This is a genomic window from Streptococcus halitosis (assembly GCF_003143695.2).
Taxonomy (GTDB): Bacteria; Bacillota; Bacilli; order Lactobacillales; family Streptococcaceae; genus Streptococcus; species Streptococcus halitosis.
Genome location: NZ_QEMY02000001.1, coordinates 527,607 through 553,048, shown reverse-complemented (window position 1 = coordinate 553,048; position 25,442 = coordinate 527,607). Strand labels below are relative to the sequence as shown.

At 42.1% G+C, this 25,442-nt stretch carries 24 protein-coding genes and 2 riboswitches; of the genes, 15 read left to right on the top strand and 9 right to left on the bottom strand.

Features of this window, described 5'->3' with window-relative positions:
* Positions 1 to 190: 190 nt before the first annotated feature.
* Positions 191 to 2,140: a DNA mismatch repair endonuclease MutL gene (gene mutL, locus DB729_RS02775; RefSeq protein ID WP_084939413.1), complete on the top strand. Its 1,950-nt coding sequence runs from the start codon at positions 191 to 193 to the stop codon at positions 2,138 to 2,140.
* Positions 2,141 to 2,663: 523 nt separating this feature from the next.
* Here mutL and ribH read toward each other — a convergent pair.
* Genes ribH through ribD form a run of 4 tightly spaced genes read right to left on the bottom strand, consistent with a single transcriptional unit; the run spans position 2,664 to position 6,077 of the window.
* Positions 2,664 to 3,131, bottom strand: a complete 468-nt coding sequence (gene ribH, locus DB729_RS02765) for a 6,7-dimethyl-8-ribityllumazine synthase (RefSeq protein ID WP_000860624.1) — start codon at positions 3,129 to 3,131, stop codon at positions 2,664 to 2,666.
* Entirely contained in the window at positions 3,132 to 4,337 is a 1,206-nt protein-coding gene (locus tag DB729_RS02760; RefSeq protein ID WP_109289586.1) for a bifunctional 3,4-dihydroxy-2-butanone-4-phosphate synthase/GTP cyclohydrolase II, read from the bottom strand. It abuts the gene before it with no gap.
* A 19-nt stretch (positions 4,338 to 4,356) separates the two neighbouring features.
* Complete coding sequence (gene ribE / locus DB729_RS02755; protein ID WP_084939411.1) at positions 4,357 to 4,992, bottom strand: riboflavin synthase; 636 nt, start codon at positions 4,990 to 4,992, stop codon at positions 4,357 to 4,359.
* The gene (gene ribD, locus DB729_RS02750; RefSeq protein WP_033605860.1) at positions 4,977 to 6,077 is read right to left on the bottom strand and encodes a bifunctional diaminohydroxyphosphoribosylaminopyrimidine deaminase/5-amino-6-(5-phosphoribosylamino)uracil reductase RibD; all 1,101 of its coding nucleotides are present in this window, start codon (positions 6,075 to 6,077) and stop codon (positions 4,977 to 4,979) included. Before ribD ends, ribE begins: the two co-directional genes overlap by 16 nt.
* A 132-nt stretch (positions 6,078 to 6,209) precedes the next feature.
* Positions 6,210 to 6,324: riboswitch (FMN riboswitch) on the bottom strand.
* Positions 6,325 to 6,480: 156 nt separating this feature from the next.
* On the opposite strand from ribD, the gene ruvA reads away from it, so the two are divergent.
* Positions 6,481 to 7,074, top strand: coding sequence for a Holliday junction branch migration protein RuvA (gene ruvA / locus DB729_RS02745; RefSeq protein ID WP_033584805.1), 594 nt, complete (start codon positions 6,481 to 6,483; stop codon positions 7,072 to 7,074).
* 9 nt (positions 7,075 to 7,083) lie between these two features.
* Positions 7,084 to 7,650, top strand: coding sequence for a DNA-3-methyladenine glycosylase I (locus DB729_RS02740; protein ID WP_070656861.1), 567 nt, complete (start codon positions 7,084 to 7,086; stop codon positions 7,648 to 7,650).
* 79 nt (positions 7,651 to 7,729) lie between these two features.
* On the opposite strand, the gene DB729_RS02735 is transcribed toward DB729_RS02740, so the two are convergent.
* The 5 genes from DB729_RS02735 to DB729_RS02715 form a co-directional block, all read right to left on the bottom strand.
* Positions 7,730 to 7,993, bottom strand: coding sequence for a SemiSWEET family transporter (locus DB729_RS02735; protein WP_000166112.1), 264 nt, complete (start codon positions 7,991 to 7,993; stop codon positions 7,730 to 7,732).
* A 105-nt stretch (positions 7,994 to 8,098) separates the two neighbouring features.
* Entirely contained in the window at positions 8,099 to 9,133 is a 1,035-nt protein-coding gene (locus DB729_RS02730) for a S66 family peptidase (RefSeq protein ID WP_084939410.1), read from the bottom strand.
* A 161-nt stretch (positions 9,134 to 9,294) separates the two neighbouring features.
* Positions 9,295 to 9,642 carry a hypothetical protein gene (locus DB729_RS02725; protein WP_096421577.1) on the bottom strand — a complete coding sequence of 116 codons (348 nt, stop codon included), beginning with the start codon at positions 9,640 to 9,642 and terminating at the stop codon, positions 9,295 to 9,297.
* A gap of 15 nt (positions 9,643 to 9,657) precedes the next feature.
* On the bottom strand, positions 9,658 to 10,335 hold the full coding sequence (locus DB729_RS02720; RefSeq protein WP_033605859.1) for a DUF1129 domain-containing protein: 678 nt from the start codon (positions 10,333 to 10,335) through the stop codon (positions 9,658 to 9,660).
* A gap of 11 nt (positions 10,336 to 10,346) precedes the next feature.
* The gene (locus DB729_RS02715; RefSeq protein WP_000815620.1) at positions 10,347 to 11,291 is read right to left on the bottom strand and encodes a magnesium transporter CorA family protein; all 945 of its coding nucleotides are present in this window, start codon (positions 11,289 to 11,291) and stop codon (positions 10,347 to 10,349) included.
* Positions 11,292 to 11,427: 136 nt separating this feature from the next.
* Here DB729_RS02715 and uvrA point away from each other — a divergent pair, with 136 nt between their 5' ends.
* The 12 genes from uvrA to DB729_RS02650 all read left to right on the top strand — a co-directional run bounded on the left by uvrA (position 11,428) and on the right by DB729_RS02650 (position 25,440).
* Positions 11,428 to 14,259, top strand: coding sequence for an excinuclease ABC subunit UvrA (uvrA, locus tag DB729_RS02710; protein WP_109289587.1), 2,832 nt, complete (start codon positions 11,428 to 11,430; stop codon positions 14,257 to 14,259).
* Entirely contained in the window at positions 14,252 to 15,313 is a 1,062-nt protein-coding gene (locus DB729_RS02705) for a M24 family metallopeptidase (RefSeq protein WP_109289588.1), read from the top strand. Before uvrA ends, DB729_RS02705 begins: the two co-directional genes overlap by 8 nt.
* Before the next feature lie 55 nt (positions 15,314 to 15,368).
* Positions 15,369 to 15,520: riboswitch (M-box (ykoK) riboswitch) on the top strand.
* Between the two features lie 195 nt (positions 15,521 to 15,715).
* Positions 15,716 to 18,376 carry a magnesium-translocating P-type ATPase gene (gene mgtA, locus DB729_RS02700; RefSeq protein ID WP_109289589.1) on the top strand — a complete coding sequence of 887 codons (2,661 nt, stop codon included), beginning with the start codon at positions 15,716 to 15,718 and terminating at the stop codon, positions 18,374 to 18,376.
* A gap of 134 nt (positions 18,377 to 18,510) precedes the next feature.
* The gene (spx, locus tag DB729_RS02690) at positions 18,511 to 18,909 is read left to right on the top strand and encodes a transcriptional regulator Spx (protein ID WP_000591165.1); all 399 of its coding nucleotides are present in this window, start codon (positions 18,511 to 18,513) and stop codon (positions 18,907 to 18,909) included.
* Between the two features lie 66 nt (positions 18,910 to 18,975).
* Positions 18,976 to 19,545, top strand: a complete 570-nt coding sequence (locus DB729_RS02685) for an SP0191 family lipoprotein (RefSeq protein ID WP_084852776.1) — start codon at positions 18,976 to 18,978, stop codon at positions 19,543 to 19,545.
* 86 nt (positions 19,546 to 19,631) lie between these two features.
* A complete protein-coding gene (locus DB729_RS02680; RefSeq protein ID WP_000507059.1) occupies positions 19,632 to 19,898 on the top strand; it encodes an IreB family regulatory phosphoprotein in 267 nt (88 codons plus the stop codon).
* A 3-nt stretch (positions 19,899 to 19,901) separates the two neighbouring features.
* Complete coding sequence (gene ruvX, locus DB729_RS02675) at positions 19,902 to 20,321, top strand: Holliday junction resolvase RuvX (RefSeq protein WP_109289590.1); 420 nt, start codon at positions 19,902 to 19,904, stop codon at positions 20,319 to 20,321.
* A 15-nt stretch (positions 20,322 to 20,336) separates the two neighbouring features.
* A complete protein-coding gene (locus DB729_RS02670) occupies positions 20,337 to 20,642 on the top strand; it encodes a DUF1292 domain-containing protein (RefSeq protein ID WP_000017624.1) in 306 nt (101 codons plus the stop codon).
* A 308-nt stretch (positions 20,643 to 20,950) separates the two neighbouring features.
* Positions 20,951 to 22,201, top strand: a complete 1,251-nt coding sequence (locus DB729_RS02665) for a bifunctional folylpolyglutamate synthase/dihydrofolate synthase (protein WP_084939986.1) — start codon at positions 20,951 to 20,953, stop codon at positions 22,199 to 22,201.
* A gap of 87 nt (positions 22,202 to 22,288) precedes the next feature.
* The gene (locus DB729_RS02660) at positions 22,289 to 22,747 is read left to right on the top strand and encodes an SP_0198 family lipoprotein (RefSeq protein ID WP_000853139.1); all 459 of its coding nucleotides are present in this window, start codon (positions 22,289 to 22,291) and stop codon (positions 22,745 to 22,747) included.
* A 185-nt stretch (positions 22,748 to 22,932) separates the two neighbouring features.
* Positions 22,933 to 24,084 carry an iron-containing alcohol dehydrogenase gene (locus DB729_RS02655; protein ID WP_109289591.1) on the top strand — a complete coding sequence of 384 codons (1,152 nt, stop codon included), beginning with the start codon at positions 22,933 to 22,935 and terminating at the stop codon, positions 24,082 to 24,084.
* 87 nt (positions 24,085 to 24,171) lie between these two features.
* On the top strand, positions 24,172 to 25,440 hold the full coding sequence (locus tag DB729_RS02650; protein ID WP_109289828.1) for a glycosyltransferase: 1,269 nt from the start codon (positions 24,172 to 24,174) through the stop codon (positions 25,438 to 25,440).
* Positions 25,441 to 25,442: the final 2 nt, after the last annotated feature.

Below are 25,442 nucleotides of genomic sequence, written 5' to 3'. Positions count from 1 at the left end.
TTTCATACAAAATTGTGATCACTTCCTGTACACCTTTATTAAACACTATTTTACGACCCATGGCAAGGGACTTTGTCTATGTGGAGGGATTTGGAGTCTATGTGGCGCTTGATTTTTCGGTCCTATCTGAAATGTGGTATAATAGCACTAATCAATTTCGAGGAAAATAGATACAGAAAGGGGCTGAAAGATGTCTCATATTATTGAATTGCCAGAGGTGCTGGCAAACCAGATAGCGGCAGGAGAGGTCATTGAACGTCCTGCTAGTGTGGTCAAAGAGTTGGTAGAAAATGCCATTGACGCGGGTTCTAGCCAGATTATCATTGAGATCGAGGAAGCTGGTCTCAAGAAGATTCAAATCACCGATAATGGTCATGGAATTGCCCACGATGAGGTGGAATTGGCCTTGCGTCGCCATGCGACCAGTAAGATAAAAAATCAAGCAGACCTCTTTCGGATTCGGACGCTCGGCTTTCGTGGTGAAGCCCTGCCTTCTATTGCTTCTGTTAGTGTCTTGACTTTATTGACAGCGGTGGATGGTGCGAGTCATGGGACTAAGTTAGTAGCGCGTGGGGGAAAAGTTGAAGAAGTCGTCCCAGCGACTAGTCCTGTGGGGACCAAGGTTTGTGTGGAGGACCTCTTTTTCAACACACCTGCCCGTCTCAAGTATATGAAGAGCCAGCAAGCGGAGTTGTCTCATATCATTGATATTGTCAACCGTCTGGGCTTGGCCCATCCTGAGATTTCTTTTAGCTTGATTAGTGATGGCAAGGAAATGACGCGGACAGCAGGGACTGGTCAACTGCGTCAAGCTATCGCAGGGATTTACGGTTTGGCGAGTGCTAAGAAGATGATTGCCATTGAGAATTCGGATCTAGATTTCGAAATTTCAGGCTTTGTGTCTCTGCCTGAGTTGACTCGAGCTAATCGCAACTATATCAGTCTCTTCATCAATGGCCGTTATATAAAGAACTTCCTGCTCAATCGCGCTATTCTTGACGGTTATGGCAGTAAGCTTATGGTGGGGCGTTTTCCACTGGCTGTCATTCACATCCATATCGATCCTTACCTAGCAGATGTCAATGTGCATCCAACCAAGCAAGAGGTGCGAATTTCCAAGGAAAGAGAACTAATGGCGCTGATTTCAGAGGCTATTTCAAATAGTCTCAAGGAACAAGCCCTGATCCCAGATGCCTTGGAAAATCTTGCCAAGTCGACCGTACGCAATCGTCAAAAGGTAGAGCAGACCATTCTCCCACTCAAAGAAAATACGCTCTACTATGAAAAAACAGAACTCTCAAAACCCAGTCAAGCTGAGGTAGCTGATCATCAGGTTGAATTAACTGAGGAAGGGAAAGATTTGACCTTATTTGCCCAGGAAACCTTGGACCAGCTAACCAAGCCAGCAAAACTGCATTTTGCAGAGAGAAAGCCTGCTAACTACGACCAACTAGACCATCCAGAGTTAGACCTAGCTAGTCTCGATAAGGCTTATGATAAGCTGGATCGAGAAGAATCATCTAGCTTCCCAGAGTTGGAATTTTTCGGGCAAATGCATGGGACTTATCTCTTTGCCCAAGGGCGAGATGGGCTCTACATTATAGACCAACATGCAGCCCAGGAACGGGTCAAGTATGAGGAATACCGTGAAAGCATAGGTAATGTTGACCAGAGCCAGCAACAACTCCTAGTGCCCTACATCTTTGAATTTCCTGCAGATGATGCTCTTCGTCTCAAGGAAAGAATGGCACTTTTGGAGGAAGTGGGCGTATTTCTAGCAGAGTACGGAGAAAATCAATTTATCCTACGTGAACATCCTATCTGGATGGCCGAAGAGGAAATCGAATCAGGCATCTATGAAATGTGTGATATGCTACTCTTGACCAAGGAAGTTTCTATCAAGAAATACCGAGCAGAGCTGGCTATTATGATGTCCTGCAAGCGGTCTATCAAGGCCAACCATCGCATCGATGACCACTCAGCCAGACAGCTCCTTTATCAGCTTTCTCAGTGTGACAATCCCTATAACTGTCCACACGGACGTCCCGTTTTGGTGCATTTTACCAAGTCAGATATGGAAAAGATGTTCCGACGTATTCAGGAAAATCATACCAGCCTCCGAGAGTTGGGGAAATATTAATACTCTTCGAAAATCTCTTCAAACCACGTCAACGTCGCCTTGCCGTATATATATAGATAACTGACTTCGTCAGTTTTATCTACAACCTCAAAGCAGTGCTTTGAGCTGACTTCGTCAGTTCTATCTGCAACCTCAAAACAGTGTTTTGAGCAACCTGCGGCTAGTTTCCTAGTTTGCTCTTTGATTTTCATTGAGTATAAAAATACAAAAAAATCTGGGGGAAATTTTCAAAATCAGAAAAACGCATAAAATCAGGTATTCAAAAACCTTGATTCTATGCGTTTTATCATAGAAATATTTACTTTTTTCTTCCGAATACTCGTCAAAAATCTCTTTAAACCACGTCAGTTTTATCAGTAATCTCAAAATAGTGTTTTGAGCTAATTTTGTCAGTTTTGTCTGTAACATCGAAGCTGTGTTTTACCAATTTGCGACTGGCTTCCTAGTTTGCTCTATGATTTTTATAGGGTATTAAATTGCGATTTTGCCAAGTTTCTTTATTCACTTAAAAGTAGAGTCTGTTCTAAGCGTCTAACGTACGAATTAGGTTGACCATTTCAATAGCTCCTTGTGCACACTCAGAACCCTTATTTCCTGCTTTAGTACCAGCTCGCTCTATGGCTTGTTCAATTGTATCTGTCGTTAGCACACCAAACATAACTGGGATTTCGCTATTTAAACTGATTTGGGCGATTCCCTTAGATACCTCGCTACATACATAATCATAATGACTTGTACTACCTCTAATGACAGCTCCCAAGCAGATAATTGCATCATATTTGTTACTTTTTGCCATTTTTGATGCAATCAGTGGTATTTCAAAAGCTCCTGGAACCCAGGCTACCTCGATATCTTTCTCGTTTACATTCTCTCTTTTGAGATTATCTAGTGCTCCAGATAATAATTTTGAAGTTATAAATTCATTAAATCTCGCTACAACAATGCCTATTTTAATATTGTTCGCTACTAAATTACCTTCATAAGTCTTCATTTATTTTTCCTCCATATTTAAAATGTGCCCCATTCGATTTTTCTTTGTCTTTAAATAAAAACTGTCGTAAGGATTAGCTTCTATTTCGATTGGTATTCTACTGGAAATGGTAATTCCATATTTTTCTAACTGTTCAACCTTGTCAGGATTATTTGTCAGTAAATGCAGTGACTGTAGTCCCAGGTCTTTAATCATTTGTGCTCCAATGTGATATTCTCTTAAATCACCTTCAAATCCTAACGCAAGATTGGCATCAAGCGTATCCATTCCTTGATCTTGTAAATGATAGGCTTTTAATTTATTGATAAGTCCAATTCCTCGTCCCTCCTGTCGCAAGTAAAGTAAGACACCCGAACCATTCTCAGCAATCATTTTCATAGCTTTATCAAATTGCTGTCCACAATCGCACCGTAAAGAGCCTAAAACATCTCCTGTTAAACATTCAGAGTGGACCCGACATAATACATTGGTTCCATCCTCTATATTTCCCATAATAAGAGCAAGGTGATGTTCCCCGTTTAGTTTATCTATATAGCTAATTGCTTTAAAATTACCGTATCTAGTAGGCATATTGACAGTTGAAACTCGTTCTACCAGCTGATCATATACTTTTCTATATTCTTGTAATTCTTTGATGGTAATTAGTGGAATGTTGTGTTTCTTAGAAAACTGAATTAAATCATCTGTTCTCATCATTTTGCCATCATGATTCATTATTTCACAACATAGGCCACAATCTTTTAGTCCTGCTAATTTTAATAGATCAACAGTTGCTTCTGTGTGTCCATTTCTTTCTAGAACACCACCGTTTTTCGCAATTAAAGGAAACATGTGTCCTGGCCTGCGAAAATCAGAGGGGCTTATATCTTCGGTGACACACATACGTGCGGTCAATCCTCTTTCCTCGGCAGAAATACCTGTGGTCGTTTCCTTATAATCAATTGAAACTGTAAAAGCAGTCTTATGATTATCTGTATTGTTTTCAACCATGGGTGAAAGCATTAATTGATTAGCTAAACTTTCGCTCATAGGCATACAAATTAATCCTTTGGCATAAGTAGCCATGAAATTAACATTTTCTGTTGTAGCTGCTTGTGCGGAACAAATTAAGTCTCCTTCGTTTTCTCTATCCTTGTCGTCTATAACAAGAACAAGTCGTCCCTTCTGCAATGCTTCTAATGCTTCTTGTATTTTTCGATATTCCATTGACTAATCATCCTTTCTGCTAAAATCCATTTTGATATAATAGTTCCTTAGATATCTCTGATTTCAGAGAGTTATCCATCAGTTTTTGCACATATTTGCCTAAGATATCATTTTCAAGATTTACTGTACTCCCGACTTGTTTACTCTTAAGAATGGTTTGTGCCAAAGTATGAGGGATAACAGATACTGAAAAGTTTAGTTTGGAGACTTTAGCGACAGTCAGACTAATGCCGTCAATTGTAATAGATCCTTTTTCAACTATTAAATCTAAAATTTCTTTTTGTGTGTTGATTTGATACCATACAGCATTATCATCTTTTTTTATTGACGAGATTTTTCCTGTACCATCAATGTGTCCTGTAACGACGTGACCTCCAAGTCGACCGTTGACAGATAAGGCTCTTTCTAGATTTACCTCACTTCCATATTTTAATAGTGTAAGAGTTGTTCGGCTCCATGTTTCATTCATTACATCAACTGTAAAGGATTGATGATTGAAATGAGTAACTGTAAGACAGATACCATTTACTGCTATACTATCGCCTAAATGGATATCCGTTAATACTTTTGAGGCTTTAATTGATAGTTTGCAATTACGAGAGTCTTTCTGTATTCTTTCAACTTTTCCGATTTCTTCAATTATTCCTGTGAACATGGATAAATCACCTCACTTTCTATGAGATAGTCATCTCCTATTTGAGAAAAAGCATAAGGCTTCAAGCTAATAGCGTCATTTGGCAAAGAAATACCTTCACCTCCGACAGGAAACTTGGCACTGCCTCCAAAAATTTTTGGTGCAATATATATTTTCAGCTCATCAACAATTTGTTGTTCCAAAGCACTCCAATTCATTAGACTGCCCCCTTCTAGAAGTAGGCTATCAATCTGCATATTTCCTAGATGTTGCATTAAACTTGATAAGTCTATATGATTGCCTTTTTTCTTTATGGGAAGTATTTCACAGCCATGATTTTGATATAGCTTCATTTTATTTTTGTCTTCAGAGGAAGTGGCAATGTAAGTTTTAATATCATTTGCTGTTTTTACGATTTTAGAGGTAAGAGGAGTTCGTAAATGTGTATCGCATATGATACGGATAGGATTTTTCCCTTCCTCCAATCTACATGTCAACAAAGGATCGTCTTGAATAACAGTATTGACTCCCACCATAATCGCACTAACATGGTGTCGTAACTGATGTACATGCTTTCTTGCCTCTTCTCCAGTAATCCATTTGGATTGATTTGTTTTAGTGGCTATTTTTCCATCCATTGTCATTGCATATTTCATAAAAACATAGGGTACATGCTGGGTAATATACTTTCTAAAACTTTTTATTAAGTTAAGACACTCATTTTCTAAAACTCCAACAGTAACTTGAAGATTATTTTCCTCAAGTATCTTTACTCCTTTTCCAGATACAATAGGGTTACAGTCTAGGCTTCCAATGACTACTCTTGTAATACCACTATCGATTATAGCGTCTATACAAGGAGGTGTTTTCCCGAAGTGACAACAGGGTTCAAGTGTTACATAAAGCGTTGCTCCGACAGGGGATTCTCTACAGTTTTTTAGAGCATTTCTCTCAGCATGTGGGCCACCAAAAAACTCATGATAACCTTGTCCGATAATGTGATTATCTTTTACAATAACTGCGCCAACCATAGGATTGGGATTGACGTAACCAGCTCCTTTTTGTGCCAATTTTATTGCTAATTTCATATATTTTGAGTCGCTCATCTCACTACCTCCAAAAAAAATACCTTGAATAGGGGACTATTCAAGGCATACAAAAGAAAACTTATGCGATTAACAAAAATGCTCTGAAATGACAAGTAATCATTTCAGAGCACGCAAAAAGCACAAATATACTTTTATCTTCTTTCATCCAGACTATACTGTCGGCTTTGGAATTTCACCAAATCATGCCTTTCGGCTCGTGGGCTATACCACCGGTAGGGAATTTCACCCTGCCCTGAAGATAGTTATTCAATTACAGGTGATTATAGTACTTAATTTTCAATATGTCAATAGATAAGCATAAATTATTTTTGATATACTGTATTTGTGATAGTCGATTCTCACTCCTCGGATAAAGAAAATATGATATACTAGATAAACGAAATAAGAGAAAAGGAAAACTATGTACGAATATTTAAAAGGAATCATTACCAAAATTACTGCCAAATACATTGTTCTTGAAACCAACGGTATCGGTTATATCCTGCATGTAGCCAATCCCTATGCTTACTCGGGACAGGTCAATCAAGAATCTCAAATTTATGTGCATCAGGTTGTGCGTGAGGACGCCCATCTACTTTATGGATTTCGCTCAGAAGATGAGAAAAAGCTCTTTCTCAGTCTGATTTCGGTATCTGGGATTGGGCCTGTGTCAGCTCTTGCTATTATCGCTGCTGATGACAATGTTGGCTTGGTTCAAGCCATCGAAAGCAAGAACATCACCTACTTGACCAAGTTTCCTAAAATTGGCAAGAAAACAGCCCAGCAGATGGTGCTGGACTTGGAAGGCAAGGTAGTTGTGGCTAGTGATGACCTTCCTGCTAAGGTGGCAGTGCAAGCAAGCATTGAAAACCAAGAACTGGAAGAAGCCATGGAAGCCATGTTGGCACTGGGCTACAAGGCGACCGAGCTTAAGAAAATCAAGAAATTCTTTGAAGGGACGACGGATACAGCAGAGAACTATATCAAGTCGGCCCTTAAAATGTTGGTGAAATAGGAGAATAATATGACAAAACGCTGTTCGTGGGTTAAGATGACCAATCCGCTCTACATCGCCTACCACGACCAGGAGTGGGGGCAGCCCCTCCATGATGACCAAGCATTGTTTGAGTTGTTGTGTATGGAAACCTATCAGGCAGGCCTGTCTTGGGAAACGGTACTAAACAAACGCCAAGGATTCCGAGAAGCATTTCATGGCTATCAAATTCAAGCGGTCGCGGAAATGACAGATGGGGAGTTGGAAGCCTTGTTAGAGAATCCAGCCATCATCCGAAATCGTGCCAAGCTCTTTGCGACACGTGCCAACGCCCAAGCATTTTTACAAATCCAGAAAACCTTTGGCTCTTTTGACGCTTATCTCTGGTCCTTTGTTGAGGGGAAAACGATCGTGAATGATGTTCCTGACTATCACCTAGCACCTGCTAAAACAGCCTTGTCTGAAAAATTATCTCAAGATCTCAAAAAACGAGGCTTCAAGTTCACAGGTCCTGTTGCAGTCTTGTCATTTCTACAAGCTGCAGGTTTGATTGACGACCACGAAAATGATTGTGAGTGGAAAAGCAGAAATAAGTGAGTGCAGTCGTCTAACTATCTGAGAAAATAGAAAAAGCTGAGAAATTTATTTCAGCTTTTTGATTATATGCTAGTAATTTTTATAGTGCAGTAAGAAATGTCAGTCCACCTAAGACAACGCCAGCTGAGTTTGGAATAATTAGTATCCAATCCTTCTTAGGTTCTTTTGTCCATCCGTAAATAACCCAAATTAAACAAGATACTGCTGCGGATAAAGGCTGGAATGGTTGAGCTTTGTTGCCTTGTAAATTGGCAAAAATTTGTGGGATGTAGGCGATAAATACAATAATCCCGATAAAGGCTCCAATTGAACCGACAATTTGATTTATTTTTTGTTTAGTCATATACACCTCCCCCAAAAAGATATCATAAAAATAAGCAAAATGCAATAAATTCAGACACAAATTGTAACGAAAATCAATACCAGAGCACAAAAATGGAGAAATTGTTTATTTTTTGTTATAGTCAAAGCGAATGACTTGCTCCTGTGCATCTACATAGGCGTGAACGCCAAAGGGTACAATGGCTCCTGGTGTGGCGTGCCCAACGTTTAGATTATAGACAATTGGGATATTGCTGTCAACGATGCTCATTAGTGCCTCTTTATAGTCGTTATAGAAGGTTTCATCCATTGGCTTTCCGACCAAGAGTCCACTGATGACCTCAAATATTCCAGTTTTTTTCAAAGCCAGCACCATCTTTTTGAAGTTTTCCGGCTCAGGCTTTTCTTCGCTTGTTTCTAACAAGAGAATCTTTCCTTCCCAGTCGGTTAAGTCAGGGAAGAGTTTGTACTTTTGGCAGAGGTCTGTGCTATCTGCGTGTAGAGAGTTGTCAAAAATATCATAGAGAGACTCAAGGCAACCGCCGAGAATTTCCCCCTCAAACTGGGTATTTCCTTGTAACAAGTCAAAACCTGTATTTACATGACTGATACGAGCTGTTCCCAGAGCCTTGGGACTAAAATCAGTCCGTTCCTCATACCAAACGTCGCTAGGGCGGATTTCTAAGATTCTTCCCGTCTCGATCAATTCTTTAAAGTAGTGGAGACTATAGGGCAACATCTCCTTGTCTAATTCACAAATATCTGCTAGAAAGGATTGGCCGTAAAAAGTCTTGATTCCTAGTTTATGCAACATAAGATGGTTCATGGTCGTATCGGAGAAACCGAGAAAAATCTTTGGTTTGATAACCTTTTGTAGTTGGTCATTTTCAAAAAGATAAGGTAGCAAACGATAGGTATCATTCCCACCGATGGCGCAGAGGATCATGTCGATGCTATCATCCGAAAAGGCCTGCATCAAATCCTCTGCACGCGCCTCAGGATGGTTCTTGATAAAGTCTAATCCTTTTTGCGAATGGGGCAAAAACACAGGATTGAGTCCCAGATCCTTGAGACGCTGGACACCTAGCTCCACTTCGTGTTTGACAAAGTCTTCTCCGATAATGCCACTAGACAAGCTCACGATACCAATAGTAGAAACCATATCTCATCCTCCTAGAAATTGATTGTGCCTATTTTATCATAAAAGATGAGAGAAAACTATAGGGATTAGGGTCAGAAGTTCTATTGGATATCAAGAAAGCAAGAAAAAAAGCAACCGCCTTTGCAGTTGCTTTTCGTTTTTCTAATCTCGCTAGATATGAGTTACTTGGTCAACTCTTGATTATAAGAGAGGGCCAAATCAATCCAGTAAGGAAGTTCTTTTTGACCTTCTATATCTAAGTCTATATAGCCGTGATAAAGGCGTCCCCTCATCAATGTAGTATGAGCTCCTGTTCGGGGTAGAACTTGCTTTTCTATTTCTTTGCCAATTCTGACCATAACCAGTTCGTCCTTTCTGGAACTGACTGTAAGGACCATTTTCCCACGAATCATAAAGGCAAGGCCACCAAACAGTTTCTTTTCTTCTAGCTCTTCTTCGAAAATTTGGGGAGGAAGTTTGAGTGCTAGAATTTTTCGAATCTGCTGAGCTAAAGATTGACTATATGCCATAGCTTTTCACTTTTCTTAATAACGTGATGGGCCTGCGCTTGCGCTTCGGATATTGAAGCGTTTCTTGAGATAGAAGCGAAGGGCGAGAAGGGCCGCTCCTAGGACAGCCAAAGGCAGTGGAGCAAGAATTGGATTGAGAGCTGCTGGTAGGAAGCTTGTTGCGAAGAAGACAGCCAACCAGAGAACCATAGCAGCGAGGATGACGAGGATTGATTTCCAGAAAGGAGGGCGCTGGCTACGATCTGTGTCTGGTCCATAGTACTGGTAGACAAAGTAGTACATCAAGTAGAAGGCAAGTCCTCCTACAAGTCCAACCAACAAGAGGGTAATCAACCCATAGCCAATAGCCTGATCTGTAGAGAAGAAGGTAGTCAGAGCGCTAACCAATGCAAAGAGACTGGTGATAAAAAGGGCTGAGTCCATAATCATGAGTTTTGGATCATCATTTTCTTTTGGATGCTCTTTTTCATATTGCTCTTTGACAGTGAAGCTATGAGCCCAGTGGGTTGGAGCCCCGTAGAGGGAACGTGCAGTCGTTCCTTTGGCTTGCTCTTCAAGGATTTTAGGAATGACTTCCTCAAAGATAGCCTTGATTTCAGCGTCTGTTTTACCATCTTTGATAAATTGTTGGGTAGCGATGTGGATAAACTCTTGGTTTTTCTTAGTTAATTTTTGTAAATCAATCTGAGACATAGGGATTCCTCTTAGAACCATTTTTTATGGATGAGATAGAGAGTGAGCGAGACACTCATAGCAAAGGCGATAAAGACGATTAACCAGAAAGCGTGTGGCTCACCGTTCAAAGGGATTTCATTATCCTTGAAGTTCATCCCATAGGCTGAGAAGATCATGGTTGGGACAGACATGACAATGGTCACGAGAGCCAGAGTTTTCATGATGTTGTTCTGGTTGTTGGAAATGATAGAGGCAAAGGTCTCTGTCATAGAGTGAAGGACATTTCCATAGATATCTGCCATCTCGATGGCCTGTTGGGTTTCAATCAGGGTGTCTTCGAGCAGGTCTTCGTCTTCTAGGTATTTCTTGATATTGCTGGTTGCGCTGGTCAATTTCTTAATCACGCGCTCGTTCGTCTTAAGTGAGGCCTTGAAATAGACGATGGTCTTTTCCAATTCCATGAGCTCGATCAGCTCTTCGTTTCGAGTAGACTTGTGAAGTTGACTTTCGATTTGTTCACTCTTACGGTCGATCGAACGAAGGGCCGTAAGGTAAAGTTCAGCGTTGCGGTAAAGAATCTGGAAGATAAAGCGTGAACGCATGAAGGTGTAAAAGTTGCGCAGTCTACGGTTGATAAAGACATCGAGAACTGGGAGGGATTCCAAGCAGGTAGTGATAATGGTTTCCTCGGTGATAATAATCCCCAGCGGAATCGTAACGTAGTAGGTGCGATTGTTTCTTTCCTCTGTGATGGGAACGTCCACGATGATCAAAGTGTACTCATCTTCGATGGTAATACGGGACATTTCTTCCGCATCGAGTGGTGCTCGGAGGTCGGCAATGTCGATATCGAAGGCGTTGGCGATTTCCAACGATTCATTTTGTGTAGGATTGACGAGATTGATCCAAGTACCCGGTTCAAGCGTGTCTATCTCTTTAAATTCAGTTGTTGTTGAGAGAAAAACTTGTTTCATATCCCCTATCCTTTCCTACTATTCAGTGATTCATTTTTTGCACCGTACTATTATACTATAAAAACAGCTTTTTGGGTAATAGAATTTCACTTTTTTTGGTATAATGGAAAGCAATAATGGACTAGAAAGAACAAAGATGCAAGATAAAATTGTGATTCATGGGGCTCGTGCCCATAACTTAAAAAATATCGATGTGGAGATTCCAAGAGACAAGCTAGTTGTTGTGACTGGTTTGTCAGGTTCTGGGAAATCCAGTCTGGCCTTTGATACCCTCTATGCTGAGGGCCAACGTCGTTATGTGGAGAGTTTGTCAGCCTACGCTCGCCAGTTTTTGGGCAATATGGAAAAACCAGATGTGGATGCTATTGATGGTCTCAGCCCAGCTATTTCCATCGACCAGAAAACCACCAGCAAAAACCCTCGTTCGACCGTGGGAACCACGACTGAAATCAATGATTATTTACGTCTCCTCTACGCACGTGTGGGGACGCCTTACTGTATCAACGGGCATGGGGCTATCAAGGCTTCTTCTGTGGAGCAAATTGTGGATAAGGTTTTGGAGCTGCCAGAACGCCAACGTTTGCAAATCTTGGCCCCTGTCATTCGTAAGAAAAAAGGCCAACATAAAAGTGTTATCGAGAAGGTTCAGAAAGACGGTTATGTTCGTGTCCGTGTGGATGGGGAAGTCTATGATGTGACCGAAGTGCCAGAGTTGTCCAAGAGCAAGCAACACAATATTGATGTCGTGGTTGACCGTATTGTCATCAAGGAGGGCATTCGTAGTCGTCTCTTTGACTCCGTTGAGGCGGCTCTTCGGATTGCAGAAGGCTATGTGGTCATTGATACTATGGATGGCTCCGAGTTACTCTTTTCAGAGCATTATGCATGTCCAGTTTGTGGTTTTACCGTGCCAGAGTTAGAGCCTCGTCTTTTCTCCTTCAATGCACCTTTTGGTTCTTGTAGTGAGTGTGATGGTTTGGGAATCAAGCTGGAAGTGGATACTGATTTGGTAGTGCCAGATACCAGCAAGACACTTCGTGAAGGGGCGCTATCACCTTGGAATCCTATTTCCTCTAACTACTATCCAAACATGTTGGAACAAGCCATGACAGCCTTTGGTGTGGATATGGACAGGCCTTTTGAGGACCTGTCAGAAGCGGATAAGGACTTGATTCTCTATGGTTCAGATGGCAAGGAATTCCATTTCCACTATGAGAATGAATTTGGTGGTGTGCGCGATATTGACATTCCTTTTGAGGGAGTTGTCAATAATATCAAGCGTCGTTACCATGAAACCAATAGTGATTATACGCGCACCCAGATGCGTCTCTACATGAATGAGCTGACCTGCGGAACTTGCCATGGCTACCGTCTCAATGACCAGGCCTTGTCTGTCCGTGTAGGTGGGGAGCAAGGACCACATATCGGAGAGATTTCAGACCTCTCAATCGCCGATCACTTGGAGTTGGTCAGCCAGTTGACTCTGTCTGAAAATGAAGCCATCATCGCCCGTCCCATTCTCAAGGAAATCAAGGACCGTTTGACCTTCCTTAATAACGTGGGTCTAAACTATCTGACCCTATCTCGATCAGCAGGAACCCTTTCAGGCGGGGAAAGTCAGCGTATTCGCTTGGCAACCCAGATTGGTTCCAACCTCTCAGGTGTCCTTTATATCCTGGATGAGCCGTCCATTGGTCTTCACCAGAGGGACAATGACCGCCTGATTGCTAGTCTGAAAAAGATGCGTGACTTGGGCAATACTCTCATCGTGGTGGAACACGATGAAGATACCATGCGCGAGGCGGATTATCTGATTGACGTTGGTCCCGGTGCCGGTGTTTTTGGTGGCGAGATTGTTGCTGCAGGAACGCCCAAGCAGGTGGCTCGCAACAGCAAATCTATCACTGGTCAGTACTTGTCAGGAAAAAGAGCGATTCCAGTGCCAGCAGAGCGCCGTTCCGGAAATGGTCGCTTTATCGAGGTGACGGGAGCGCGTGAGAACAACTTGCAAAATATCACCGCTCGCTTCCCACTAGGAAAATTCATTGCAGTGACGGGGGTGTCAGGCTCAGGGAAGTCGACCTTAATCAACAGCATCCTCAAAAAAGCCATTGCCCAGAAACTAAACCGCAATTCAGACAAACCTGGTAAGTTTAAGACGATTACAGGGATTGAGCATGTAGACCGCTTGATTGACATTGACCAGAGCCCTATCGGACGGACTCCAAGGTCTAACCCTGCTACCTATACAGGAGTTTTTGACGACATCCGTGACCTCTTTGCCCAGACAAATGAGGCCAAGATTCGAGGCTACAAGAAGGGCCGTTTCAGTTTCAACGTCAAGGGTGGTCGTTGTGAAGCCTGCTCAGGTGACGGGATTATCAAGATTGAGATGCACTTCTTACCAGATGTTTACGTGGCTTGTGAAGTCTGCCACGGAACCCGCTACAACAGTGAAACCCTTGAAGTTCACTACAAGGAAAAAAATATCTCGCAGGTTTTGGATATGACGGTTAATGATGCGGTGGAATTTTTCCAACACATTCCGAAAATTCAACGCAAACTTCAGACCATCAAGGATGTGGGGCTGGGCTATGTGACGCTAGGGCAACCGGCTACTACCCTTTCTGGAGGAGAAGCTCAGCGTATGAAGTTGGCTAGCGAACTCCATAAACGCTCGACAGGAAAATCTTTCTACATTCTGGATGAGCCGACGACAGGGCTTCATACTGAGGATATCGCTCGCTTGCTTAAAGTCTTGGCTCGCTTTGTTGACGATGGCAATACCGTCCTCGTTATCGAGCACAATCTGGATGTCATCAAGACGGCAGACCATATTATTGATTTGGGACCTGAGGGCGGTGTCGGTGGTGGAACCATCATCGCAACAGGAACACCAGAGGAAGTAGCGGCCAATGAAGCCAGCTACACAGGACACTATTTGAAAGGAAAGTTACATCATGAATAAACGTGTGCAAGCATTTCTAGCTAAAATGCAAGAAAAAAAACTAGATGGTATCATCATCAACAACCTTAAAAACGTCTATTACCTGACTGGTTTTTGGGGTTCAAATGGAACAGTCTTTATCAGCCGTGACCGTCAGGTCTTGGTGACAGACTCTCGCTATATCATTGCTGCTAAGCAAGAAGTGACAGGTTTTGAGATTGTGGCTGACCGCGATGAATTGGCTGTTATTGCAGGCATTGTTAAGGATATGGGCTTGTCTCGTATCGGTTTTGAGGACGAGATTTCGGTCTCTTATTACCACCGTATGCAGGCAGCGTTTGCAGGGATCAACTTGCTTCCACAGACTCAGTTTGTAGAAGCACTTCGTATGATTAAGGATGAAGCGGAGATTGCGACTATTCGTAAGGCATGTTCCATCTCAGATCAAGCTTTTCGCGATGCGCTTGACTTTATCAAACCTGGAAAGACTGAGATCGAAATTGCCAACTTCCTTGACTTCCGTATGCGGGAGCTAGGAGCATTTGGCTTATCCTTTGACACAATCCTAGCAAGTGGTATCAACTCTTCCAAACCCCATGCCCATCCAATGCACAAACCAGTTGAAGCGGGAGAAGCCATCACCATGGACTTCGGCTGTCTCTACGATCACTATGTCAGCGATATGACACGTACCATCTACCTAGGCCATGTCAGTGACGAGCAGGCAGAGATTTACAATACTGTCCTGAAAGCCAACCAAGCCTTGATTGATCAAGCTAAGGATGGCTTAGGTTTCCGAGACTTTGACAAAATCCCTCGTGATATTATTATCGATGCAGGCTATGGCGACTACTTTACTCACGGTATTGGCCATGGTATCGGACTGGATATCCATGAGGAACCCTACTTTAGTCAAACTTCCAAAGAAGTCATTAAGTCTGGTATGGTCTTGACTGATGAACCAGGTATTTATATTGAAGGTAAATACGGGGTTCGTATTGAAGATGATATCTTAATTACAGATAACGGTTGCGAATTGTTGACTCTAGCACCGAAGGAATTAATTGTTATTTAAGAAAATTATGATAAATCATTGACTTTTATATTTTAAAGGTTTATACTGATAGACGAAAACGGTAGGTGAGGCTACCATAGGGATACGGATGACTACCGCAAAGCAGTGGAGACACTACTCGTTGGTCAACAGTCCTGGTCGCGAAGGCCAAGACTAAGCTCATTTCATTGCCCTATGGAGTTAAAGCTTGAACGAAAAAACAGATAATTAGTTTTTTAATCCTGCCATTTTATGGCAGGATTTTCTACTGTTTTAGAACAGGGAAAGGAGACAGACGATGCAAATTGACGACCACCCAGAACCGCACATACACAGCCAATCGCTGATTTGTGTCGTTCTGCCCTTATAAAGTGATTGGTCTCTGTGTATGAAACACATCATTCATGCAGATAGGAGAAACCAATGAAAACTACAAAAGAAAGATTAGCAGCAGCTATTCATACACCTTTAAACGAAACTCTATCTTTTTATAAGACAAGTCTGACAGGCTTGACTGAGGAGCAGGTGGAGAAAAATCGTGATCTATATGGCGAAAACACCATCACCAAGGGTCAAGAAGACAGTATCCTTAAAAAGATTTACGAATCTATTATCAATCCATTTACAATCATCCTCCTGGTCATCGCTATGATCTCCATGGTGACCAACGTCTGGTTGGCGAAGCCTGGGCAAGAAGACCCGACGACCTCTATCATCATCGTCGTTCTCGTTCTAATCTCTGGTGGCATACGCTTTGTCCAAGAATTGCGGAGTGACAAAGCCGCGACCAATCTTTCAAAAATGATTGTGAATACAGCTACGGTTATTCGCGAAGGCCAGAGTTTAGAGGTCGCAATTGAAGATTTGGTCGTTGGAGATATAGTCAAATTAAGTGCTGGGGATATGATACCAGCAGATCTCCTTTTGATTGAATCACGTGATTTCTTTGTTCAACAGTCTGGCTTGACGGGTGAAAGTGATTCGGTTGAAAAATTGGCTTTGTCAAAAATGAGTCAGTCAAATTTTGATAGTCTGCTAGAAGCAGAAGCGCTCGCCTTTATGGGAACCAACGTGATATCAGGAAGTGCCAAGGCTTTGATTCTAGCGGTCGGTGATGACACCATGATGGGAGAGATCGAGCAGACTCTCAATACTTATGACGAGCCCACCTCTTTCGAACGGGATATGAACAGTATCTCCTGGCTTTTAATCCGTTTGATGTTGGTCATGGTTCCCATCGTATTTCTTTCCAATGGTTTGACGGATGGAGATTGGTTAGAAGCTGGCGTATTTGCTTTGAGCGTGGGTGTCGGGCTTACACCTGAGATGCTTCCCATGATCATCACGGCCAGTCTAGCAAAAGGCTCCATTATCATGGCCAAGGAAAAAGTCGTCATCAAAAAACTCAATGCCATACAAGATCTAGGTGCTATTGATATCCTGTGTACGGATAAAACCGGAACACTTACCCAAGACGAAATTGTCCTGGAATATCCTTTGGATATACATGGGGATTTGGATTTGTCTGTGTTGAGACGAGCCTACCTCAATTCCTACTTTCAAACCGGTTTGAAAAACTTGATGGACCGTGCCATTATCAGTAGAACCGAAAAAGAAGCTAAAGAACACGCTATTCTACAAAATTTGGATACTAGCTTCCAAAAAATAGATGAATTGCCCTTTGATTTTGAACGTAGACGGATGAGTGTCATCGTCAAGGATGAGAACGAAGCTGTTAGTTTGGTAACCAAGGGTGCCCTAGAGGAAATGCTTGCGATTTCAACCCATGTGGAATATCAAGATCAGATTAGCCCTCTGACGGATGATATCCGAGTGGAAATCTTAAAAGAAGTAGACCAACTCAATCAACAGGGCTTACGAGTCTTGGGAGTCGCTTATAAAACAGGCTTAAAGGAAGGTTTTGCTTACTCTGTTGAAGATGAAAAGGAGATGATTCTAACAGGATATCTTGCCTTCCTAGATCCACCAAAACCATCTGCAGCCCCTGCTATCCAAGCTTTATTAGAGTATGGTGTTCAAACCAAGATCTTGACTGGGGATAATGAGAAGGTAACCCAAGCAGTATGCGAAAAAGTTGGTTTAGACGTTGATCAAATCTTGTTGGGTTCTGATATTGATGCCATGACGGACGAAGAGTTGGCCCAAGCGGTCGAGAAGGTGACTGTATTTGCCAAACTCTCTCCGGATCAAAAAGCACGAATCATTTTACAAATCAAATCTAATGGGCACTGTGTCGGCTATATGGGAGATGGGATCAATGATGCCCCTTCTATGAAAGTAGCAGATGTGGGGATTTCTGTTGATACAGCAGTAGATATTGCCAAAGAGACAGCTGATGTCATTTTGCTAGATAAGGATTTGATGGTGCTTGAAAAAGGTCTGGTTGAAGGACGAAAAGTCTATGCAAATATGACCAAATATATCAAGATGACGGTCAGCTCTAATTTCGGGAATATTCTGTCACTCTTAGTGTCTGGTATCTTTTTACCTTTCCTCCCTATGGCTCCGATTCACTTGATTGTGTTAAACCTCGTCTACGACCTTTCTTGCATTGCCTTGCCATTTGATAATGTGGATGAAGACTTTTTGAAACATCCTCATAAGTGGGAAGCCAAGTCTATTACTCGCTTTATGATTTGGATGGGTCCGATTTCGTCTGCTTTTGATATTTTGACCTTTATCTTGCTCTATTTTGTCATTGTCCCAATGACGACAGGTCAAGCCTATGTTCATGGAGCAGAGTCTGCAACGGGCTTTATCATCCTGTTCCAGACAGGTTGGTTCATTGAATCCATGTGGTCCCAAACCATGGTCATCCATATGCTTCGTTCAGCAAAACTCCCTTTCTTACAAAGCCGTCCGTCATGGTTGGTTCTTGGGACAACCTTGCTAGCAGCCAGTTTTGTGACCTTCCTTCCTTATTCTGCAATTGCTAACCTCCTTCGTTTAACCCCTTTGAAACCAATTTATTTCCTCTTTTTGCTTTTGATAATTATTCTTTATATGATAAGTGTTACAGTTGTGAAACGAATCTATATCAAAAAATTTAGAAGTTGGTTATAAATTGAATTTGTCAAGAAAAAAGTACGAAAATCGTGAAAAAAGTTAAATTTTTTTAAAAATAGGTCGCAAGTCGGATGTTTTTTATGGTATAATAGACTAAACTGATAGTAACATGTAGCGAAAGGGGTAGGTACATGATCAAAATTTATACAGTCTCAAGTTGTACTAGCTGTAAAAAAGCGAAAACCTGGCTCAATGCCCACCAGTTAAGTTATAAAGAACAAAATCTCGGTAAAGAAGGAATTACAAGAGAAGAGTTATTAGATATTCTCACGAAAACAGATAATGGAATTGCCAGTATCGTTTCGTCAAAAAACCGCTACGCTAAAGCACTTGGAGTTGACATCGAGGATTTGAGTGTCAATGAAGTGCTCAACTTAATCATGGAAACACCACGGATCTTAAAGAGTCCGATTCTCGTTGACGAGAAGCGCCTGCAAGTCGGCTATAAAGAAGATGATATCCGTGCCTTCTTGCCACGCTCTGTCCGTAATGTAGAAAATGCAGAAGCACGTTTACGTGCAGCTCTATAAAACATCAAGGCTGGGAGTGACTCCTGGCCTTGTTTTCTCTTTTATTTCAAAATCATGTGAGGAATTATGAAAAAGTTACTAATTGCTAGTTTTGCCCTCCTCTTTTTGCTTGCGGGATGTGGGCAAAAAAAGGAAACCCCTGCTGCTTCTACAACAGCATCTGACCCCATCCAATCAAACCTTCCCGTTTTGGACAATGCTGAAAAGAATACGGTTGTCACCAAGACCCTGTTGATGCCGAAGTCAGAAAATGGAACGCAGCAGATTCAGACTATTACCTATAAAGGTAATCAATTTTTGACCTTGACCATTCAGCAAAAACGACCTGTCGGGGATGAACTCAAGACCTTTATCTCTGAAAATGGCCTAGAGGAGACGCGAAAAGCGCTTCAAGAAGCTGAAGAGAAGGATGAGACCATCCAAGAGGCACGCAAACTAGCAGGATTTACACTGGAAACCAAGCTACTCAGCGAGACCGAAATCCAGACTACAACGACTTATGATTTTCAAGTATTGGATGTCAAAAAGGCATCTCAGATCGAATATTTAAAAAATATCGGTCTTGAAAATCTCTTAAAAAACGAACCTAGCCAATATATTGCAGATAGAGTGGCAAATGGGGCGACAGAACAATAGAAAATCCAAATTAATAGACTGACTTATTTGTAGAACGTCAGGGAATGTGCTATAATAGTACTATTCTAAAGAAAGAGGGTGTTAGAATGGGATTTACTGAAGAAACTGTACGGTTTAAATTGGATGATTCCAATAAGAAAGAAATTAGCGAAACGTTGACAGATGTTTATGCTTCTTTGAATGACAAGGGCTACAATCCGATTAACCAGATCGTCGGTTATGTATTGAGTGGAGACCCTGCCTACGTTCCTCGTTACAACAATGCACGAAATCAAATCCGTAAGTATGAGCGCGATGAAATTGTTGAAGAATTGGTACGCTACTACCTTAAAGGACAAGGAGTCGATCTATAATCTATGAGAATTATGGGATTGGACGTCGGTTCAAAAACAGTAGGGGTGGCGATTAGCGATCCGCTCGGCTTCACCGCTCAGGGACTTGAAATCATCCAGATTAATGAGGATCAGGGCCAGTTTGGTTTTGACCGTATCAAGGAATTGGTTGACAGCTATAAGGTGGAACGCTTTGTAGTAGGTTTGCCAAAAAACATGAACAATACCAGCGGTCCGCGAGTAGAAGCCAGTCAAACCTATGGTGCCAAGCTAGAAGAACTCTTTGGTTTGCCAGTAGACTATCAGGATGAGCGTTTGACAACGGTCGCTGCGGAGCGTATGTTGATTGAACAAGCAGATATCAGCCGGAACAAACGCAAGAAAGTTATTGATAAGTTGGCTGCTCAGCTGATTTTGCAAAATTATTTAGATAGAAAATTTTAAGACAGAGGAGAAACTATGTCACACGATCACAACCATGACCACGAAGAACGTGAATTGATTACACTAGTAGATGAGCAAGGAAATGAAACCTTGTTTGAAATTCTTTTGACTATTGACGGAAAAGAAGAATTTGGTAAAAACTATGTTCTGCTAGTGCCAGTTAATGCAGAAGAAGATGAAAATGGTGAAGTTGAAATCCAAGCTTACTCATTCATCGAAAATGAAGACGGAACAGAAGGCGAGTTGCAACCAATCCCAGAAGACTCAGAAGACGAATGGAACATGATTGAAGAAGTCTTCAACAGCTTTATGGAGGAGTAAAAATGTTCAGTGAACATTTTTACCCTTACGCTAAAAATAAAGACCGTAAGTAAGTCCGGGGGATATTTTTACCCCAGTTCCTTGAAATAAGAGAGAACTGGTAAGTCTGGGAGACTGTATCACCCCAACTCTTAGAAACTAGAAAGAGTTGGAATGTCCGGGGGGTGTTTTTAGCCCACGCTGAAATTCATAGTAGCTAGTGATTAGCTAACCAGGTAAGAGGTCGGGATTTTAGTCCCGACCTCGTTTTTTATTTGTAATCATACTTTGATGCTGTAGTTGATTGAACTTTTGTTAAGGAGACATGTATGTTTGAAGTAGAAGAATGGCTGCATAGTCGGATTGGTTTAAACTTTAGATCTGGTCTTGGACGAATGCAGCGAGCTGTGGATTTGCTGGGGAATCCAGAGAGGACTTATCCTATTATCCACGTAACAGGGACTAACGGTAAAGGGTCAACTATTGCCTTTATGAGGGAGCTGTTTGTTGCTCATGGTAAAAAAGTTGGTACTTTTACCTCTCCTCATATCATCGGCATCCATGATCGAATCTGTATCAATGGACAGCCGATCGCGGAGGAAGACTTTGTTCGTATAGCTAACCAAGTCAAGGAGATGGAAAAGACGCTTTTGCAAACCCATGACCAGTTGTCCTTTTTTGAATTACTGACTCTGATTGCTTTGCTTTACTTTAAAGAGCAGGGAGTGGATCTAGTCCTGCTAGAAGTGGGGATTGGTGGTTTACTTGACACCACTAATGTCGTAACAGGAGAGATTGCAGTTATTACTTCCATTGGGCTAGATCATCAGGAGACCTTGGGCGATAGTCTGGAGGAAATAGCCGAGCAGAAAGCTGGTATTTTCAAGGCTGGCAAGAAGGCAGTCATTGCCAAGCTTGCTCCAGAAGCGGAGCTTGTCTGTCAAAAAAGAGCAAGAGAGTTAGCTGTTGAACTTTATCAAGCTGGGCAAGACTTCACCTTGAAAACTGGAAATTTCTCAAGCAGCCTAGCAAGCTTTTCCCAGCTTGAAATCGGTTTGGAAGGTGTTTATCAGCAAGAAAATGCCGCCTTGGCTTTAGAAACTTTTCTTCTGTTTATGGCATCAAGAGGTGAAAGGGTCGAAGAAGAGTTTGTCAGACGGGCTTTGAAGGAGACACATTGGGCAGGTCGATTGGAACGGATTCGTCCGCAAATCTACCTAGATGGGGCTCACAATCTGCCAGCCTTGACTCGTCTAGTAGAGTTTATCCAGGGGAAAATCCAGCAAGGATACCAGGCTCATGTCCTTTTTGGCGCTCTTAAGCGCAAGGATTACCAAGGGATGTTAGCCTATCTAACAGAGCAGTTGCCTCAGGTGGAACTTAAGGTAACAGGCTTTGACTACCAAGGATCTCTAGAAGAAAGCGATGTTTCTGGTTATAAACTGGTTGACTCTTATCGTGATTTTATCAGCGAATTTGAAGAAAATGCCAACAATCAGGACTTGCTTTTTGTGACGGGCTCTCTCTATTTTATCTCGGAAGTACGAGCGGGTTTGGTGGGAGATCATGAGATTAGTTGACCTTCTAGACTTAAGTTGCTATACTGGGGATAGGAAAACTCGAAAACGATTTCAGAAATACACTAGCACAAAAGAAAGGAAGTCGCTATGAAAACGAAAACATTCACACTTTCTATTGCTTCTTTAGCAATTCTTAGTCTTTTAGTAGCTTGTGGACCTAAGGAACAAGCATCTACCCAGCCATCTGCTCAACAATCATCTACTCAACAAGAATCATCTTCTAGTGCGGCTACCAGTGCTAGTCAACCACAGGCGTCCTCAAGCCAGGACACTACTGCGGCAGCTCAACCGACTAATATTGATGGTACCTATACTGGAAAAGATGAGAACGACCAGATCACTCTTGTTGTAACAGGCAAAACTGGTACATGGACTGAGGTCGAAGCAGATGGAGATAAGGAAATTAAGCAAGTCACCTTTGAGCCAGAAAATCAACGTGTCATTATCGGAGATGATGTTAAAATTTACGCGGTTAATGGTAATCAAATGATTATCGATGACATGGACCGAGAGGCAGCTGACCGAGTAGTCTTAACGAAGCAATAATGATTAAGTAAAAGTTCCAATGAGATGAAAGATATCTTTTTGGAGCTTTTTTTCTTGGAAAAGTAGCTGGCCGTTCTTTACTAACTTTTTACTTAAAACGCTTACAAATATTTGTAAAACTTCTTATAAGGTCGTATACTTATGGTAAATAATCAAATAGCGCAGAGGCGCAGGAGGAAAAGCATATGGCTACATTTTACGTTCCATCAGTTAACCTTATTGGTAAAGGTGTTGTAAATGAAGTAGGTCCGTATATCAAGGAACTGGGGTATAAGAAGGCCCTTTTGGTGACAGACAAGTTCATCGAGGGCAGCGATATTTTACCTAAGGTTCTAAAACCACTAGATGCTGAAGGGATCGAATATGTGATCTTTAGCGATGTGGAGCCAAATCCGACTTGCAAGAACGTCACAGACGGAGTGGCTGCCTTGAAAGAGCATGGATGTGACTTCATCATCAGTCTTGGAGGAGGATCTCCTCAGGATGCGGCTAGCTGTATCTCTATCATCGCTACAAATGGTGGAAAACCACAGGACTATGAGAGTCTCCACAAGTCTGCTGAAAAAGGGTTGCCAGTGGTTGCGATCAATACAACAGCTGGAACTTCTGCAGAAATTACGATTAACTATGTCATTACTGACGAAGAACGCAAGGTCAAGATGGTAATGGTTGATAAGAACAGCCTCGCCCTCATCTCTGTCAATGATCCAGAACTTATGCTTTCAAAACCGAAAGGATTGACAGCGGCGACAGGTATGGATGCTCTTACTCACGCTGTTGAAGCCTTGGTAACACCAGGTGCTTATAATGTGACTAAGAAACTCTCTATCGGAGCTATTGAACTCATCAAGGAGTATCTTCCTCGTGCTGTGGCAAATGGCCAAGATATTGAAGCGCGTGAGGCGATGGTCAATGCCATCTTCCTCGGTGGTATGAGCTTTAACAATGCTGGTTTGGGATATGTTCATTCTATGGCTCACCAACTCGGTGCGGTATATAACTTGCCACATGGTGTCTGCTGTGCCATGCTTCTTCCAGTTGTAGAGCGTGAAAATGCCAAGCGTGTACCAGAAGCTTTTCGCAATGTGGCCAAGGCCTTGGGACTCCATGTTGAAGGGAAAACAGACCAAGAATGTGCTGACTATGCTATTGCTGAAATTGAGAAACTGTCTGAAACAGTAGGTATTCCGAAGAAACTAACTGAACTCGGTATCCAAGAAAAAGACTTTGACTTTGACTACCTTTCTAAGAATGCTTTGATCGATGCCTGTGCACCTGGAAATCCATTTATGCCAACCTTAGAAGAAACTATTGCACTATACAAAGAACTCTTCTGATTCATAAAGTGAAAAAGAAGCTAAATAATGCTGGAAAGAACTATCATTTTGGTAGTTCTTTTTTTAAAAATTTGCTATCCTAGACATATGAGAAAAATCAAAATTGATGTGGTTGTAGTGCCCTTAAGTGGGCATCTATTCCCGACCCTGAATTTACTCGCACCCTTGTTGAAGGATCCCTTGTATGAGATTCGATTATTTACAGGACCGCAACGAAAAGCTGTCGCAGAGGAGATGGGCTTCCGGGTGATTCCCATTTTAGAAAATTGTGTAGATGAGTTTGAGCGTGTAGCCAACAATGAAGGGCAGTTAAACCTTATTTCTGCTTATCGACAGTTGTCAGCTAGTCTTGATTTGATCAATGTGGTGTCTGACCAACTAGTCCAAGAGTGGCAGGAAAATCGACCTGATATTGTGATTGCGGACTTTATAACCCTCTCTGGAGGACTTGTAGCGGAGCAGTTGAATATTCCTTGGATTACCACTATGGCGACACAGTTTGCCATTGAAACGACAGATGGGCCGCCTTGTTTCTTTGGAGGAATGGGCAGTCCAAAGACATCGTTCCAATCTGTCCAGCAATGGCTGGGAAGAAAAGGGACTCGTTTAGGGAAACGAATCGTAACCTTTTTATTGAGAGGACGGTTGAAACGTTATGATTTTAAGCTCTACAATAAGAAAAATCAGGAAACCATTTATTCACCCTATTCCATCTTGGGAATTGGGATGAAAGAGTTGGAGCTGAAAAGTGGTTTTCCAGAGCACTATCTTTGGGTGGGACCTTTTGGCTCTTCGATTGAGAGGGCAGAAAATTATCCCCTCGATTTGTCTCCTTATGCAGGTTATAAGAAGATCCTTGTATCCTGCGGCACTCAGCTAGCATGGGCCAAAGACAATCTCCTCTATCAGACACAACAATTGGCAGAAGTACATCCAGATTGCCACTTCTTTGTGACTCTGGGGTTTGGTGGACAAGACTTCCGATGTGAGGAGCTCATGGACAATGTTTCTGTGGTATCTTATCTTCCCTATAAGGAATACATTCCCCAGATGGACTATGTGATTCATCATGGCGGTGCGGGCATTTTTTACCAATGTATCATCTATGGCAAGCCTGCCTTGATTCTCCCCCATGACTATGATCAGTATGACTATGCGGTTCGTGGCTTAGAGGCAGGGATTGCCCTGACTGCTAAACGAGAGGATACAGAAGCGATTGGACGCGCTTTTGATGAGTTGTTGGATAGAGATGATTGGTCAGACTTGAACAAACTCAGTCGCGCAGCTCAAATCTATCAGCCAACAGAGATTCTGAAGAGCGAAATACATCGACTCTTAGGGGACAAGGAGAAGTAAAA

Bases quoted from the DNA above. Each gene is read 5' to 3' on its own strand.
- mgtA (WP_109289589.1), top strand. From the start codon at position 15,716: ATGAAAACTACAAAAGAAAGATTAGCAGCAGCTATTCATACACCTTTA.
- DB729_RS02735 (WP_000166112.1), bottom strand. From the start codon at position 7,993: ATGACTAAACAAAAAATAAATCAAATTGTCGGTTCAATTGGAGCCTTT.
- DB729_RS02720 (WP_033605859.1), bottom strand. From the start codon at position 10,335: ATGTCTCAGATTGATTTACAAAAATTAACTAAGAAAAACCAAGAGTTT.
- ribD (WP_033605860.1), bottom strand. From the start codon at position 6,077: ATGAGCGACTCAAAATATATGAAATTAGCAATAAAATTGGCACAAAAA.
- mutL (WP_084939413.1), top strand. From the start codon at position 191: ATGTCTCATATTATTGAATTGCCAGAGGTGCTGGCAAACCAGATAGCG.
- DB729_RS02680 (WP_000507059.1), top strand. From the start codon at position 19,632: ATGGGATTTACTGAAGAAACTGTACGGTTTAAATTGGATGATTCCAAT.
- DB729_RS02670 (WP_000017624.1), top strand. From the start codon at position 20,337: ATGTCACACGATCACAACCATGACCACGAAGAACGTGAATTGATTACA.
- DB729_RS02705 (WP_109289588.1), top strand. From the start codon at position 14,252: ATGAATAAACGTGTGCAAGCATTTCTAGCTAAAATGCAAGAAAAAAAA.
- DB729_RS02660 (WP_000853139.1), top strand. From the start codon at position 22,289: ATGAAAACGAAAACATTCACACTTTCTATTGCTTCTTTAGCAATTCTT.
- uvrA (WP_109289587.1), top strand. From the start codon at position 11,428: ATGCAAGATAAAATTGTGATTCATGGGGCTCGTGCCCATAACTTAAAA.
- DB729_RS02685 (WP_084852776.1), top strand. From the start codon at position 18,976: ATGAAAAAGTTACTAATTGCTAGTTTTGCCCTCCTCTTTTTGCTTGCG.
- DB729_RS02730 (WP_084939410.1), bottom strand. From the start codon at position 9,133: ATGGTTTCTACTATTGGTATCGTGAGCTTGTCTAGTGGCATTATCGGA.
- ruvX (WP_109289590.1), top strand. From the start codon at position 19,902: ATGAGAATTATGGGATTGGACGTCGGTTCAAAAACAGTAGGGGTGGCG.
- DB729_RS02725 (WP_096421577.1), bottom strand. From the start codon at position 9,642: ATGGCATATAGTCAATCTTTAGCTCAGCAGATTCGAAAAATTCTAGCA.
- DB729_RS02650 (WP_109289828.1), top strand. From the start codon at position 24,172: ATGAGAAAAATCAAAATTGATGTGGTTGTAGTGCCCTTAAGTGGGCAT.
- DB729_RS02655 (WP_109289591.1), top strand. From the start codon at position 22,933: ATGGCTACATTTTACGTTCCATCAGTTAACCTTATTGGTAAAGGTGTT.
- DB729_RS02760 (WP_109289586.1), bottom strand. From the start codon at position 4,337: ATGGAATATCGAAAAATACAAGAAGCATTAGAAGCATTGCAGAAGGGA.
- DB729_RS02665 (WP_084939986.1), top strand. From the start codon at position 20,951: ATGTTTGAAGTAGAAGAATGGCTGCATAGTCGGATTGGTTTAAACTTT.
- DB729_RS02740 (WP_070656861.1), top strand. From the start codon at position 7,084: ATGACAAAACGCTGTTCGTGGGTTAAGATGACCAATCCGCTCTACATC.
- DB729_RS02715 (WP_000815620.1), bottom strand. From the start codon at position 11,291: ATGAAACAAGTTTTTCTCTCAACAACAACTGAATTTAAAGAGATAGAC.
- ruvA (WP_033584805.1), top strand. From the start codon at position 6,481: ATGTACGAATATTTAAAAGGAATCATTACCAAAATTACTGCCAAATAC.
- spx (WP_000591165.1), top strand. From the start codon at position 18,511: ATGATCAAAATTTATACAGTCTCAAGTTGTACTAGCTGTAAAAAAGCG.
- ribH (WP_000860624.1), bottom strand. From the start codon at position 3,131: ATGAAGACTTATGAAGGTAATTTAGTAGCGAACAATATTAAAATAGGC.
- ribE (WP_084939411.1), bottom strand. From the start codon at position 4,992: ATGTTCACAGGAATAATTGAAGAAATCGGAAAAGTTGAAAGAATACAG.